This window comes from Pseudomonas sp. CMR5c (assembly GCF_003850545.1).
Lineage (GTDB): Bacteria > Pseudomonadota > Gammaproteobacteria > Pseudomonadales > Pseudomonadaceae > Aquipseudomonas > Aquipseudomonas piscis.
Map to the genome: position 1 here is coordinate 4,467,478 of NZ_CP027705.1, position 14,428 is coordinate 4,481,905.

Sequence of the window (14,428 nt, forward strand, 5' to 3'; positions counted from 1 at the left end):
CTTCGACCCCGATAGTTCGGATGGCCTGCCCCATGCAAAGACCCGTGCCAGCTAATCCCACCCCAAGGTTCATAGCCCCAGGCTTTACATAGAAAGTGACTTTCTGGCCGGTCCCAAGCTTGGCCGCCTTTTCTCCGTCGACATAAATCAAAAAATCACAGGCAGAGGCATTGATTCCGCTGTCTCTTAGGACTGTTACAGCCCCATGAGCCCCCTGAGGCACGGCTTGAAATGCATACACCTTGTCTTTTGGTGCCCGCTCAGCTTGCTGCAGAGTGATTGGATTTGAGGAGCATCCTGCTAGCAACGCTAGAGCCGCTCCAGCAACCAGTATTCGCATAAATTCCGCTCCCTGTTAGACCCGCAGAAGATACCACTGATCAGGAAATCATGGACCGGTGGCGCCAGATGCTGACCGTGACCTCGCCCCAGTAGCCGCCATAGGTGTCGCGCTTGCTGTCGCGGCCATAGAGGTGGTGCAGGATGGAGCCCGGCGCCGGGTAGTGCGCCGGCTCGCTCTTGAGCACGCCATCGGCCAGGTAGATGGCCGCGTGGTTGGGCACCGGCGAGCGGATCTGCATCAACACCACGTCGCCCTGGCGCAGGTCCCCTACCCGCTCGAAACCGGCCTCGGGCAAGTGCTCCAGGTAGAGGTTGCCGCCCTTGTCCCACCAGCCGTCCTCGCGCTGGTAGTCGCCCAGTTCTATACCCAGCTCGCGCCGGTAGTAGTCGAGGATGATGCTCAGGCAGTCGTGCACGCCATGGGCGAAGGCCCGGCCAACCAAGGGTGCCTGGTAGCCGTTGGGCGCCAGCTGGGCCCACTGGCCAATACGCGGTTGGCCGGCATCGTCCGCCAGTACCTGGACAATGTGCCAGGGCAGCCCGGAGGCCTCGCAGGCCACCCGGTCCGCCTCGCTGGGCGTGGCCGGGTAATCCGGGTGGCTGTGGATCACCGCCAGCACCTCGCCGCGCTCCTCGGCTGCCGCGTAGTCCGCGGGAGCCAGGCGAAAGTGCTCGCTGGGGGTGGCGGCGGTATTGCGACACGGCACATAGACCCGCCGCCGGCCCTCGCGAATCAGCAACCCGCAGCACTCGCGGGGGTATTCGGCCAGAGCGTGGCGCTCGATGGCCGCAAGGTTCGCCTTGTTCATGTTCAACTCCGTAGCAGGCCCGCCGCAGGAAACGAACCGTAGGGCAGCGGGTTGTTCCCGCCGAAACGCAGCTTGCAGCTGCTCAGGCGCCCGCCGCATTTATCCTTGGCGGCATCGGTGACGATCACGTCGTTGACGTCCGCCACCGGGCCGCCGTTGTAGCCGCAGTAAGGGCCGCGATACCCACCGCAGCTGAGCCACCAGCAGACGTTGGCGACGATCTGCCGCCGTGGCAGCTGCACGCCGTTGAAGTCCAGGGCGCTGGACAGCTCGAACTGCACTGTTTCGTTGTCCTCCGCGGCCTTGCGCTCGACGTACCAGATATCCGGCGGCAGCTCCTCCTCGGGGTCGGCTTCGGGCTGGCCATCCAGGTACTTGCCCAGCGTCCGGTGCCGGGTCAGCTTCGCGCCGACCAGGTCCTCGAAATACAGCACCAGAGCAGTGATGAAGCCGCCAACGTTGCCCACTGACAGCTTCGGGGTAGGCTGCGCGCCCTGGCCCGTCATCTCGAAACCCTCGGCCTGGATCGGCCAGGGGGAATACTCGAGCCCCTGCCAGAAGATCGACGACTGCTGGGGGTAGCCGTGAAAGCGGTAGAGTTCGGCGCCGAGGCTGGTGGCGTCGAGCTCGAAAAGCTCCACCCACGCGCCAGGCTCCAGGGTCTGGATATCGGCCGTGATCGGCATGGTGTTTCCTCAAGGCAAAAAGAAACCCGCACGCTGGCGGGTGGGGTGGGTGCTGGCGGCGCCTAGATCAGACTGCGCGCCTCGGCACGCTTCTCTGCGATATCGGCTGGGACGTCCTTGCCGGTTTCCAGCTTGCGTACCACCAGCCAGTCGGTCTGGCGCAGGTATTCCCGGGCCTCGTTGGCTTTCTGGTCCTGCTCAGTGAAGGTTTTCTTGCTCTGCGAGAAGTCCATGGTCGTCCTCGATGGTAGGGATCTCAGGAGGTGGCGCCGGGTGATCGGTGGGAATGTCCACCGGGCCGGCGGCACTCACGGTCACAGGATCAGGGAAGCGGATGGCGTCGGTGGCCGTGGCTTCGTCGTAGGGCATGAGCAGGGTGATCGACAGGACGCCGTCGGTGGACATAACTGCTTTGTCGGCGAACAGAGGCGAGTCGATGGCCTCGAGCTCCAGCTCATAACCTGGCTCAAGCGGAGAAAAGTCGAACGCCTCGCCGTTGATGGTGATGGCATAGCCCTCGATGAAAACTGATTCGAGGCGCGGGAACCTGTCCGTACACACGGGAGAAAACTTGATAATGACCATTTATCGCCACCTCCCGACAGCAAGATATCTTGCTTGATACTGAGCGTTAGCCGCATGGCTGAAACCAACTATTCGGCACTGATTCGGGTTGTTTCCTTCCCCTACCGACCCCCAGCAATAGGCATTTGCCGAGTACGAAACGGAGGCAATGACAACCCCAATCGTCACGAACGGAACCGGAAAGGTAAATATTTCGGCGGTGCCGAGAAAGACACCCGTTGAAACTTGATTTGATGTTGTCTGGATGGTCGAGCTCTCTTTCCAGCAAATCATGGTCCCATCCGAGAACTTGACTGCGGTCCCGTTGCTGTTCGTTATTGATTCTTCGTTAACCTGCATCCACGGCTGTATTCCACCGTTGATACAGCCCCTGTAAAACATCTTGTTTCCAGTCGTGGAAAGAATAAGTTGCGTCCAGTTGCTCGAAGACTTCTCGTAGAACGTTGTCCTTATTGTCCCGTATACGCCTGGGTTAGGGCCGTTTAGGGTTCCGGGATACACCAGCAAATCACCGCTAGCCGCAACGTTATTTGCGTCGTTGCATGCCTGTAGGGATGTTGCCCCCACCCCGTATTCACCCTGCATTACGAGTTTTTTCCACGGCTGCCAACCGTTAGTGTCCCGACGAAACCACAACTCGTCACTATCATGAGATAGCGCCAATTGCGTGGCCCGTTGGGATACTGGCGCACCTTGCAACATTATGTATTCACCGCCAACCGTACTATTTGGTGATCCAGTATAGTTAGCGGCAAAACCGTAAATTCCTGTTTCATTTCGGACGTTCATCGATGTTCCACCGGGAGCAGGGGCGTTACCTCCGATCCCGAATTCTCCCCCGCTGACTACCGAACGCCAAGCTTGCCAAGTGCCGTTGGACTTGACGCGGGAATACTGTTTGCCTGTTACGAAATTCAATGCAATTTGCGTTGCGTATCCCGCATCATTTAGTTGTAGATGGATAACGTAGTGATTATCTTGTGACGGCAAAACTCCAGAACCAGCAGGACGACAAAACGCAAAACTGTTAACAGAAAGTGTGTTTAATTGCCCTTCTGGGATATCCAAGATTTTTTCAGCAAGTCCGTATGTCTGCAAAATAGCTTTCGACGCTGTAGCGAAATCGCTAATGGTTGCAGCCAACTGCGTTCCGGTGTGGTTCGCTCTCGCCAGCAGCTCGGCATCCGGCCGATTCTTGGTGGCTCCCGCCTGGACCGTTGCGAGCTTGTTCGCCGCATCACTGGTCCGACTATCCAGCTCAGCGAAGTTCTCGTTGATAATGATCCCGCCGTCTCGCAGCGTGTCGCCGGTTTCATCGTTCGGTTCTTGTCCAACGTCGATTGGTCTGATGGTCATGGATGGAATGCCTGTTCGAAGGTGGCAGTGAGGATGTAAGCATCACCCCCCATGGCCTTGGGTTGATACTGGGAACACCGATAGAGCATTGGTCCACCCAGCGGGCCAGTCCAATAGAACGGCGTCGCGCCGGCCTGTCGATCGAGGAACGCCATGATCTCTTTAATGCGCGCCTTGCGGCCCGTAAACGTCAGCGACCAAGACTGCGAGCGGTTATTGATTCCGTCCTGAGCCCGCTGCTCGTATCCGTCGCCAAACTTGGCCGACTTTGTACGAAACTCAATGGTGGCCGCCGGATCGTTGTTCGGCTTCCAGGTGAAGGTTTCGGTAGCCATGAGTACTCCAGGCATGAAAAACCCGCCGAAGCGGGTATGGTTTCTGTGCAATATTCACCCGCGTCCGCGGGCTTTCATGTAACTGGTTCCACCAGGGCGCCAGGAGTCATCGACGGCCTTCTGCGCAGCTGCAAGCATCTGCTTCTGCATGTTCTGCTGCAGCGCCTGCTGATCCAGTTGCATACCATCTGAGCCCCTGTCTTGCACCGTAAGGCTGACCGGTGCGTTCACCTGGATCATTGACCCGCTCCCGCCGCCCTGGACACCTGCTGCGCCGGCAAGCGCCCCAGAAGTCAGAGGCGTGACGCTCCCACCGCTTGCGCCAGTCATGAGGAACGACCGGCCACCTTGGTTGTAAAGCTCTGGGCCGCGCTCGTTCACCTCATACAGGGAGTTAGGCGCCACTGGGCCACCAGAAGCTCTCTGGCCAGCAACCCAGTTCGAGAAACCGGACCCGGTGTACCCAGCCTGGGTAGCTCCGGTAGCACCGCCGCCGAACCAAGAGGACGCCGCAGATGCCGCCATGCCGAACAACGAGCTCAATGCTGAGGAGGCCGCCTGCCGTGCTGCAATCCGAGCCATATCGGCCAGGACCGACTTCGTGAAGTCAGCGAACGAGAACTTCCCTGTCATCGCGAACTGCACAATCGCGTCTTCCATGGAACCTAAGGCGTTGGTGAACAGCACCCGGGTTTGACCAGCGACGTCCCGGGCCTGTTCAAGGTAGGAAGCGAATGCCGACCGCGCGCCCAGCGACCAATCCTGCTGTTGTTGATCCACGTCCTGGTAGTACTTTTCCTGCATCTCCAGGCGCTTGTCCAAGGCCTGCTGTAGAGCGTCGGTTTCTTTTTCGTACAGGGACTGGCTGATCCTCCCCTCGTTGTGCTGCTGCTCGAGGTTATCCATCTGCTGCTGATACTGCTGTTCGATGCTCAGCCGTTCCTGCATGCGCTGACGTTCAACGTCGCCCATCCCCGCGCCAGCCAGGTTACTGCTCAGTCCGACCGAGGCCCGCTGCAACTGGCTATTCACGTTTGCCTGGAAGGCCGCCAACTTCTGTGCCTCATCGGTCGCCAGCTTGCGCAGTTCCATTTCCCGCTCGAGCGCCGCATTTTTCTTCAGCTGGGTAGTGATTTGCTCCTGATTCGCCAGCAGAGATTTCTGGTCGGCGGTGAGCGTCTTCTTACCCTTAATCTCTGATAGTTGCTGCTCCCAGCGAACAAGGGCCTGGCCAGCCTCTCCCAGCTTCTGCATTTCGCCCCGCTGGGCCCCAATGAGGGTGTTTTGCTGCTGCAGCACCGCGTATCGCTGGCGCGCCTGGTCCAGAGTCTTGGTGCCGGCATCTTCTGCATATTGCTTGGGCTTTTTCGGATCAGCCTCTTTGTAGATAGAGTTTTCCCGGATGGACTTGAGTGCCGCAGCCTCCTGCTCGGCTGTAATCGCGTACCCGGCTTTCCTCGCGGCGGCGATCCGCTTTTCCTCATCCGCCAGCGCCTTGTTCATTTTCTGGCGCTTGGTGAAGTTCGCCTCCAGGGACTTCTGGAACCCCTCATATGCCACAACACCTTCGCGCTGAATTCTGGCGTTGTCTCCCTCGGCCTTGGCTTGAGCCGCCAGCGCATCGCGAGTTTTAACCAGAAGGTTCAACCGCTCACGGAGAAAGCTTGTAGATTGGCTGTTCTCGCCGAGATCATCAGGGAAAATCTTCGCGAGAAACCCAGTCTTCCGGTCCTCGATCATCTTCTGGGTGTGGCTGATCTGTTCATCGAGCGATTGCTCTCGACCAACACTGAGCATCGCATCCCAGCCCTTCTTGGCCGCACCCGCCAAAAGGTTCCAGGCGGTTTCAATAGAGCCCAGATTCTGCTGGATCTTCTGGGACCGTTCTGCCAAGGCACTGGCATAGGCCTCTTCAGCAACCGTAGCGGCCCCCTGTTTATCGCCACTTTCCTGCAGGGCACGCACCTGCTCGTAAACCGAAGCCGTCAGAAAGTTGTACTTTTCATTCAGCGTGGCCAGCGTCTTGACGGGATCGTCGGCAATCTTCGCGAATTCGGCGATTGTTGTCTCCGTCGCGTTGCCCGTGGCTTTTTCCCATTCAATCGCAGAGGTAGCAATCTGCTGAAAGCTGGTACTGGCAATCTTTCCGCTCGACGCGAGTTGGGCGAGAACCTCTGCTGCTTTACCAGTGGTTCCAACCGTGGAGCCAATTCGCTCGGCCATCGCAGCTAACTGCGTTGAACTGGTGCCGGCGGCGTTACCCGTGCTGATCAAGGCCTGCCGAAAAGCGTCGGACTCTTTAGACCCTTGGTAGTAGGCCACTCCAAGAGTCGCAACTGCTGCAGCTGCCAAGCTAAGCGGATTGATCAAACCAACCACGTAGCCGCCGAGCGCTTTCGCTGCCGGCCCAATACCACCGAACATATCCTTGAGCTGCCCGCCCTGCTGCAGGAGTACAGTCAGCGGGTTCTGGCCGCCTTGGAGAGACACGACAATATCGGTGAACTGCGCTGGCACGCCCCGCAGCGCAGCAGCTGTCTGCTTGGCAGTGTTCCCGGTTCGAGTCAGCGAGTCATCGAGCCGTGTTACTGCCTCCCTGGCCTGCTGAATCTTGGCCTGGTAGGTGGTAAAGACCTCCTGGTCCAGACCGAGTTTTTTATGCTGGGCGAGCCTCCGCTCTTGCTCGTCCAGGCGATTCAGCGCCCGGGTGGCCGGGTCGATTTGCTCGAGAAGTGACCGCAGTTCCGCCTGTTGGGCATTTACAGCAGCTCCTGCCCGAGCACTGGACGTTGCCAGGCTATCCGTTGATACAACTGTTGCGCGCTGAGCTGCGGCGACCTGGGCCTGGGCCTGGGCGGCAGCGGCGGTCGAGCTGATCAGCCCCTGCTGAGCCTCAGACAGCCCCGTTGCGACGTTGGCAAGGCCCACCTGTGCCTCTTTTGCAGCAACGGCTTCCTTGCCGAGTTGCAGAAGCCTGGCCTTTGCCTGATCAAACGTCTCTCCGAGCGCCTCTGTGGCTTTCTCTACCCGGGCACCGGCAGCGGCCATCTGGTCGAGGTCGGAGCTCGCCTGTACCGCATCATCCGAGTCAACCTTGATACCAAGTTCTGCAATGGTGGTCATACGCTACTCCATCGACTCAGCCGCAGCGGCCAGCGCCTCTGCCTCCATGACACGGAGATCCGGGAAGATTTTTTTAAGATCACGGCGCTTGATGCCGAGCATAAGAGCCGTTGGTGGGATCGCGGCGTAGTCCAGCCCGGAAGCTCCGCCAGGCCCAACGCGCCACTGAGTGTTCATCGCCTCGAACAGGAGAAAGGCCGGCCACAGGTCGGGCCAGATCTCTACCTCTTCTTCTGGAATATCAGCGAGGGTCAATCCCACCGCTGCAAGTTCCGCGGCAGACGGGCCTCGGTGGTGGCAGGCCCGGGCCGCGGCCCTCAGTTTCCCAGGCGGGCTTGTGCGTACGCTTCCCGGTACGCACTGAGCACAGCCAGGGGAGACCCCAGGCAAGTGCTCACCAGTTCAAGAACGGCCTCGTCGGTGAACTTGTCGTCGAACCCCCAGCCCACTACAACCGCCTTGATTTGCTCAACCTGCAGCTGGATTTCGGCAGCGGTGAACTGTTCCAGCGTCGCGCCGTCTGCCTTGGCCTTTTCGGCTTGCTCTTCGGCAGTCTTGTTCCAGCCGTCGTAGAGCTTGGCCAGAGCGATGCGATCGAGGTAGCGAAAGGTGAAGCTAACCGGTTGCGTCCCCCCGCCAACGCGGGGAATTTGAACCTCGGCGCTGAACGTAGGGTTCTGCGCAATCTTGATTTTTGGCATGGGAGATCCTTAGGCAGCGTTGTAGCGAGTTGGGCGGCCGGACAGCGCGACGCTGATGGTCCTGGTCATGAGCTGGTTACGCTCCATGGTCGGCGTGCTGGTGATGCTCACGAAGCCCGGGTAGATGATCTGGTCGCCGTTGGGCAGTTTCAGGCGAAGCACAGTCAGCGCCTTGGTATCGCCATACTCCTCCACCAGGGCCACGTATGGCGCACCGGGTTGATCCTCGACGGTAATAGTCAGGGTGATCGGGTTCCGGTTGGTGGGGAACTGGCGATCATCGTCGTCCTCCAGGTAACCCACGGTCAGGTATTGCTGCTCGCCGCCGGCGGAGGTGAATGCCGTCACCTTAGAGATCTGAGCCCAGGTCTCGACGGGCAACACCGACCCCAAGCCAGCTCCCGGCGTGTATTTCTCGGTATTGGTGGTATTCAGGCCGCCCAGGGCAAAGGTGTCGGCCGCGACACTCGCAGCGCGGACAGCTCGATCGTTGATCAGCGCCCAGCCGGAGGTGACCAGCAGAACATCGCCATTTTCAATGGTGTGACCCGCAGCAGTGGCCACCGGAGGGGCGGCATTGGTCAGAGCTGTGAAGGCGACGGCAGCTGCCATCACGCTGGCGATCTCCAGCACGGAGCCGTTTGGCAGCGGAAATTTTGCGGCCATTGGTGTGTTCCTCTTGAAAGCCCGCCAGGTGGCGGTGGTTATGCCCCAGCGGGCGGTTGGTCCGCGATGCCGCGGTAGGTGAAGCTGGCAGGAACCGTGTAAGTCGCAGGCTCCGTGATGGTTGGCCCTTGCTGTACCGGCTCGGTAACCAGGCCGGCAAAGCCGTTGATGCTGATGGTTGAGTCCACGCGGAAGAGACTGGTCAGGTCATCAATAAGGGCTTCAGCGGTGCTCATTACCTGGCCCGCCGGGCAAACGATGCTGACCTGGTAGACCCCGGAGTACTCGTAGGCCTCCCCGGCCAGATAGCGACAGTTGGTCATGCCGGGCAGGAGAAAGGCACGCAGATAGGTTTCGTCAGGGCCGGGCTCAAACCCTTGCTCGAAGTTCGCCACGCGAATTGGCCGGTCCAAGGCCCAGGCCGCCAGCTTGATCTCGATCGCCTGGCGGGCGCGTGCGTGGCTCATGCGGAGACCTCCCGGACGGCCTGCTCAACCATCTGCTGGAACCCGTTGATGGTGATTCGAAGCATGCCCGTGGGGGCCTGGGAGCTATGTCCATATTCCAGGGGGATCGAATAGACCAGGTTGTTGACCAGGTATGCCGTCTGCCCGAAGGTCAGGTGCTGAACGTCCGCAACCAGGCGGGCGACCGTGTCATGCCCCTCCTTGTCGTAGTTGTCCAGGCTGGCGGTTGCAGGCGCATCCACTGTGAACTGCCAGTTGCCCTTGAACCGGCCGGTATCCACGGGGGACAGGCGAATCACCGTCGAGCCAATCTCGATCATCACCCGGCGAAATACTTCATTCATGTCTTCCAGGGCCTGGTCCCGAAACTGCTCGAGGGTCCTGGAGAACGACCCGGACAGGCCGCCATAGCGGGTTCTCATGTGATTGGCCATGCTATGCCCTCGCCTGCACTTCGAAGCCAACCGACAGGCCGGCGTAGTTCCAGGGCATAACGGCTATCAGGATGTAAGTCTTCCCGTCGAAGACGATTCGATCCTGAGTAGTTGGCATCGGGAGTTCGCTACCGTCGAGCTTCTCCGGCGACACCAGCAACTTCACGTCGCCCTGGTGTATGCGAGTGCCATCGATGTCCCTTTGCGCATAGGAATCGCGGAAAGCCGATCCATGGTGAGCAACCGTGATAACCGGCGCCCCGCCTGCCATAGGGTCATAGACCCCTTGTTGTTTGCGTTGCAGGGTCATTTCAGCACCCTTTCCACCCCTTACCCGGGGCGCAAGCATTCGCACCGCCAGCTTCCGGCTGCGGTCGTAGATATCTGCCATGGTCACTTCCTCAGGCTATAGATGATGAAACAGCGACAGTTGGCGATCTCGTCGTAGCCGGCGCCCAGGGAGGAGTCGCCCGGGTATCGCAATAGAGCACCGCTGCCAGTGCGGAACGCCTGCCCGAGAATCACCGTCTGGCCTCGCATGTGCCGGTGGCTGTTCCTGACCTTTTCGTCGGCCCTGTCGCGCCATTCCTTCGTGACCTTGTTGCGGTCAATGCCCTGGGCTACCAGTTGCTCCCAGGCCTGGTCACGTCCAGCGTTGAAGGATTCAGCCGCCGCGGTCTTGGCCAGCATGTCGACGTGGGTTTTCAGCAGCCGCTCGGAATATCGGCCCGCGATCTTCTCGACATCCGCAGCGGATACAGGCTGCCCGGACTCAATTGCCCGGCGGACGATGCCGTCGAATCTCCGGTCGCGTCGGGTCCTGGCGAAGTACTTGCGCATTTCGGAGGGATCGCCGCTCAGCAACTGCTGGCGGGTGTTGACGACATACTGGGCCATGTTTCCAGGCAGCCCCAACACTCCGCCCGTTCGCTGCCCTGTCTGCGGGCTCACTCTACCGACCAGGTCCAGGGCCGCTTGCCGGGCGCCTCTTGCTGGCTGTGGAGGTGAGACAGTCCCGGCCTGCCCCAGCCCACCGCCTGGGCTCGGTGCCCATGGCCCACCAACTACTCGCCGGCTGCCCATCACCGCCCGCACAGCATCCCGAACCCCGTCGACAGAGATCTGGCGAATCTGCTGGGCCTGCTCAGCAACGCGGGCCTGAGCATGATCAGTGGACGGGTCGAACTCCTTACGACCAGTCTCGCGGCGCAACGGCGCCGGCAGGATGATGGCGGTCATCTCGAAACGGCCGCCGGCCAGGAAGGCGCCGCGCATTGCCTCTGCGAAGACTGCCAACGCGCCCAGGCTCAGCAGCGCCACCAGGCCCTGCTCATCTTCCTCGGCGATGAGCCGCTCAACCTCCGCGATCACCGCGGCATCTACCGCGGCGCGGATCGAGTCGAGGTAGGCTCGCTGCATACCCGGCTCCAGCGCCTCGATGGCCCGCAGTATCTCGGCGGCGTTCATACGACGTACACCGCCGGCGCCGGGCAGCGCACAATCAGCAGCGGATACAGCAGCGAGTCGATAACGCCGATCACCGGTCGGATACTGGGGTTGCCGTTCTTGGCCACCGCAAACTCCTGCTCCAATGGCCCGACCTTCTCGCGCTGCACGACCTGCGACGGGACGAAGTCAGGATTTAGGCTGCCAGGCGCGGCCTGCTCGCGGGCGGCGGCCTCATAGGTGGCTTTCTCGATGGCAGGCGGCACCAGGTCACCCGGTACCTGCTCCCCCATGCGGTCTACAGCGCCGATTCGTGGCCATTGCAGTTCCTGGCCATATCCTCCGGCCTTCTTGCCGGGGAAATTGAACGTACAGCCCGTGGTGTTTGGCACCGGCTGGCCGACCATACCGTCCACATACCCCGATGCCCGCACCAAGGCGGCCAACTTGTCCGCTTCAGCGGCGGATGCCCAGGCAGCGTTTCCACGGGCAGCCAGGTACGCATCGGCCCCGGCCAAGGTTCCATAGAATTCAGACATCGGAGTTACTCGAATAGATGGGCGGCGAACCGCCCGGGGGATCACTGCTGCTTGGCCAGTTCGGCCTGCAGCTCTTCCAGAGTGACGTCTTCGCCGACTTCGATGCCCTTTTCCTTGAGCTTGGCGATGGCTTCAGCCTTGGCGTCCGCCTGGGCCTCGGCCAACTTACTCTGCAAGGTTTCCAGCTTGCTGTTAGCACCTGCGGTGACACCGAGCGTCTTCAACTGGGCCAGCAGAGCTTGGCGCTCCTCGGCTGCGTCGCCTGCATCAGCCTCCGGCTCACCCTCCGCTGATAAAACGCCCTCCTTGAGGTAGTGGGCGACGATTGGATGCTCCTTGATCTTGCCCCAGCCCCGCACCTCGACGGTTTGCTGAGGCGGTACCAGAACACCATTGGGCAGGCCTATTGGGGTGACGTTGCCGTTGTTGGTTACCTGTGCCATGTCTCGCCCTCCTTACAGGCCATCGACGTACAGCATTTCTTTCGGACGGCGCACATCGACGCCACCCAGACGGAAGATGCCGGGCACCTCGGTGCGCAGCGGCCCCGCGATGTACGCCGCCAGGAAGCGGTGCGGCATCGGGATGTGGAGTTTGACCACTCGCGGATCGCGACGGTACGCAACCATACGCGCGGTACCGCCAGCGCCAGCTTTATCCAAGCGCCGCATAGCGCGGATAGTCAGCGGGCGACCGGTCTGGGCGGTGTAGACGTTCTTGGTCAGCAGCCACGAAAGGATGGTGTCAGTGCCGTTGTCATTCAGCGGTGTAGTGCTGATGTGGAGGAAAGCGCTGTACGGCAGCAGGAGAGTGTCGGCAAGACCGGTGTACAAGGTGCCGGAATACTGACCCGCCAGCGCCTTATTCACATCGCCCAGAATCTGGCCAGGAGTGGCGGTATCCCAGTCGCCAGTAGTGGCTGCGCCGGCGGTGACCGTAGGGGCATTGGTCAGACCCACGAAGCCCTTGCGCGCATCCCCGTAGAGGGCGACCTCGTCGACCATCTCCTCGTAGGCGCGGCGGGCTGCATCTGCGTCGTCCGCCTGGAGGTTCAAACCGAGCATCTGCGCCTGACTGACCTCCTCCAAGCCAAAGCCGTAGCCGATACCCGCCATGTGGATGGCGGTCTCATGTTTGGCCCTGTCGGTTCCGGCCATCGGAATATCATCGGCGTTGCCGTTGATCCAGTCGGCCTTACCGTACTTGTCCGAGGAATAGTAGGTGACGGTCTTGGCCCAGGGGTGGGCGCTGGTGTCGACTGGAACCAGGCTTGGGTACTGGATATCTGGGTAAACAGTCTCGTTGACCTGACGCTCGATGTACGAGGTCTGGGAAATCACGAAGCCCAGGGCGGCCTGGGCATCGAGCAGTTTGTAAGTCATGGTTGGCTCCTATGCCATAGGCCGATTAAGGGGTAGGTGCAGACACGACGCCAAGGCGAACCTGGGCGAGCTGGCCGGCGGCGGAAGTGCTGGTGTCATAGCGCGCACCTGGAATGATCACGCCACCCAGGGTCACGGCTGAGCCTGCAGTTACAGCGCCAGGCGCTGCCACCCAGACGGGGCCTTCAGTGATCAAGCGCGCAGAGTCGTACTGCTTGAAGCCATTGGCTTCGGCCTGCAGCGAACGCTCCAGTACGGTGATGCCCACGAACTGGGCCGCAGTGCCTGCGTTCTTGATGCCCTTGTCCCGGGCCCCCTGGAAGGCCGGCAGGCCAAAGCCGATGCCGTTGGCATCCTCGACGGTTCGGGATATCAATGTTTTCGGCGACATGTCGACCAGTTGGCCAGGGACCGCCGGGCGAAGGTTTTCCGAGTAGGTATCTTGGACGGCCATTACTTGGCACCTCCTTTCCAGGCGTCTTGCAGACGCTGCTCATAGGCCAACTGGCCGTTGTCATTAGGGTTCTGCGGCTTGCCGTCCTGAGCCCGGAAATGGCTGCGCACAGGATCCTTGGCCGCGTCCTCGACCAGCAGATCGAAACGGACATCGATATAGGCGTCCGACTTTCCGGCGATCGCGGCGTCGCCCAGCTTGGCGGTTACCACCGCTTTGCGGATCTCGGCATCGCTTTTACCGGAGTAGTCGGCATCCTGGATGGACTTGGCCTTAGCGATCAGATCGCCGCGGGCTTGGACGCGCTTGTCGATGTCCGCATCGCTCAACTGCTTAGCTTTCAGGCCGTCGAGCTCTGCGTCCTTCTTGGCCAGATCGGCATCCTTGTTTGCCAACGCAGCGGCATGGGCATCCTTGAGCTGCTGAATGGTGGTCGCCGAGTCGCCCAGCTGCTTGGTCAGCTTGTCGATCGCCTGGGCGCCCTGGTCGGTGGTTTGAACGGACAGGCCATCAACAATGACCGTGCGCAGGGAATCAGCCATGGAATGGCCTCCTTTGGTGGTTGGTTGGTTGTCTCCGATGCGGAGGTGTTCGCCGCCCCTGGCCTTGTCGACCAGGGCCAGATGGTTCATGCGCATGGATTCGATACGGGCGTCGTACTTCTCGCCGCCTGGGGTAATGCCGTCCTCGAACACCAAGGAGGCTTCCAGGCCCATCGAAAGCTCGCGCTTACCAGCTTCGTAGTCGCGGATGGTTTCAGCATCCATGAGCACCAGAGGCACCCTGACGAACTCTCCGTCGCGCAGGATCTCGGAGCCGGTCTGACCCACAGCAAGGTGGCGCCAGTTGTCGGCGTTAACATCCCCGTGGTGGTCGTTGGTCATTGGCCGATAGGCATAGGAGCGCATTGCATCCTCGGCGAACACTGCCTCCGGCGGCCGGTAAACACGGACAATCGGAACGTGAGGTTTGCCCACTTCAGAGCCCAGGTATTCCTGAATGCCGGTGCGCGCTACCCGGGCGTCGGCCACAAGGTAGCCGTCAGCTGTCCGGCGAACGCCAGACACCGACACGGCGTCATGTAAGAGCATGTTGGTACCTCG

The 14,428-nt window shown here is 60.8% G+C and carries 19 protein-coding genes; all 19 read right to left on the reverse strand.

All coding sequences use genetic code 11. The features are described from left to right. Window positions 1-380 precede the first annotated feature (380 nt). Window positions 381-1,151: a C40 family peptidase gene (locus tag C4K40_RS20460; protein WP_124421347.1), complete on the reverse strand. Its 771-nt coding sequence runs from the start codon at window positions 1,149-1,151 to the stop codon at window positions 381-383. A 2-nt stretch (window positions 1,152-1,153) separates the two neighbouring features. Continuing rightward, window positions 1,154-1,837, reverse strand: a complete 684-nt coding sequence (locus tag C4K40_RS20465) for a phage minor tail protein L (RefSeq protein WP_053137525.1) — start codon at window positions 1,835-1,837, stop codon at window positions 1,154-1,156. Window positions 1,838-1,899: 62 nt separating this feature from the next. Next, complete coding sequence (locus C4K40_RS31615) at window positions 1,900-2,070, reverse strand: hypothetical protein (protein WP_164485033.1); 171 nt, start codon at window positions 2,068-2,070, stop codon at window positions 1,900-1,902. Further along, entirely contained in the window at window positions 2,036-2,422 is a 387-nt protein-coding gene (locus C4K40_RS20470; protein ID WP_053137522.1) for a hypothetical protein, read from the reverse strand. The genes C4K40_RS31615 and C4K40_RS20470 overlap by 35 nt, the downstream gene beginning before the upstream one ends. Beyond that, window positions 2,423-3,778, reverse strand: coding sequence for a pyocin knob domain-containing protein (locus C4K40_RS20475; protein WP_124421348.1), 1,356 nt, complete (start codon window positions 3,776-3,778; stop codon window positions 2,423-2,425). Further along, window positions 3,775-4,113, reverse strand: a complete 339-nt coding sequence (locus C4K40_RS20480) for a phage tail protein (protein ID WP_053137519.1) — start codon at window positions 4,111-4,113, stop codon at window positions 3,775-3,777. Before C4K40_RS20480 ends, C4K40_RS20475 begins: the two co-directional genes overlap by 4 nt. Before the next feature lie 54 nt (window positions 4,114-4,167). Then, window positions 4,168-7,236, reverse strand: coding sequence for a phage tail tape measure protein (locus C4K40_RS20485; RefSeq protein ID WP_053137516.1), 3,069 nt, complete (start codon window positions 7,234-7,236; stop codon window positions 4,168-4,170). A gap of 3 nt (window positions 7,237-7,239) precedes the next feature. Next, window positions 7,240-7,491 (reverse strand): DUF1799 domain-containing protein, encoded by a 252-nt coding sequence (locus C4K40_RS20490; protein ID WP_053137557.1) that lies wholly within the window; start codon window positions 7,489-7,491, stop codon window positions 7,240-7,242. 62 nt (window positions 7,492-7,553) lie between these two features. Next, window positions 7,554-7,937, reverse strand: a complete 384-nt coding sequence (locus C4K40_RS20495) for a phage tail assembly chaperone (protein ID WP_053137514.1) — start codon at window positions 7,935-7,937, stop codon at window positions 7,554-7,556. Between the two features lie 9 nt (window positions 7,938-7,946). Further along, a complete protein-coding gene (locus C4K40_RS20500) occupies window positions 7,947-8,603 on the reverse strand; it encodes a phage tail protein (RefSeq protein ID WP_053137510.1) in 657 nt (218 codons plus the stop codon). A 38-nt stretch (window positions 8,604-8,641) separates the two neighbouring features. Further along, entirely contained in the window at window positions 8,642-9,070 is a 429-nt protein-coding gene (locus C4K40_RS20505; protein ID WP_053137507.1) for a phage tail terminator-like protein, read from the reverse strand. Continuing rightward, complete coding sequence (locus C4K40_RS20510; RefSeq protein ID WP_053137554.1) at window positions 9,067-9,492, reverse strand: hypothetical protein; 426 nt, start codon at window positions 9,490-9,492, stop codon at window positions 9,067-9,069. Before C4K40_RS20510 ends, C4K40_RS20505 begins: the two co-directional genes overlap by 4 nt. Window positions 9,493-9,505: 13 nt before the next feature. Beyond that, the gene (locus C4K40_RS20515; RefSeq protein ID WP_053137504.1) at window positions 9,506-9,895 is read right to left on the reverse strand and encodes a hypothetical protein; all 390 of its coding nucleotides are present in this window, start codon (window positions 9,893-9,895) and stop codon (window positions 9,506-9,508) included. A 2-nt stretch (window positions 9,896-9,897) separates the two neighbouring features. Further along, window positions 9,898-10,971: a hypothetical protein gene (locus C4K40_RS20520; RefSeq protein ID WP_053137501.1), complete on the reverse strand. Its 1,074-nt coding sequence runs from the start codon at window positions 10,969-10,971 to the stop codon at window positions 9,898-9,900. Further along, a complete protein-coding gene (locus C4K40_RS20525; RefSeq protein WP_053137500.1) occupies window positions 10,968-11,489 on the reverse strand; it encodes a DnaT-like ssDNA-binding protein in 522 nt (173 codons plus the stop codon). Before C4K40_RS20525 ends, C4K40_RS20520 begins: the two co-directional genes overlap by 4 nt. A gap of 41 nt (window positions 11,490-11,530) precedes the next feature. Beyond that, entirely contained in the window at window positions 11,531-11,932 is a 402-nt protein-coding gene (locus C4K40_RS20530; RefSeq protein WP_053137497.1) for a hypothetical protein, read from the reverse strand. A 12-nt stretch (window positions 11,933-11,944) separates the two neighbouring features. Then, window positions 11,945-12,871 (reverse strand): DUF2184 domain-containing protein, encoded by a 927-nt coding sequence (locus tag C4K40_RS20535; RefSeq protein WP_053137494.1) that lies wholly within the window; start codon window positions 12,869-12,871, stop codon window positions 11,945-11,947. Between the two features lie 25 nt (window positions 12,872-12,896). Then, window positions 12,897-13,325: a hypothetical protein gene (locus C4K40_RS20540; RefSeq protein ID WP_053137491.1), complete on the reverse strand. Its 429-nt coding sequence runs from the start codon at window positions 13,323-13,325 to the stop codon at window positions 12,897-12,899. Next, window positions 13,325-14,416 carry a DUF2213 domain-containing protein gene (locus C4K40_RS20545; RefSeq protein WP_053137488.1) on the reverse strand — a complete coding sequence of 364 codons (1,092 nt, stop codon included), beginning with the start codon at window positions 14,414-14,416 and terminating at the stop codon, window positions 13,325-13,327. The genes C4K40_RS20540 and C4K40_RS20545 overlap by 1 nt, the downstream gene beginning before the upstream one ends. Window positions 14,417-14,428: the final 12 nt, after the last annotated feature.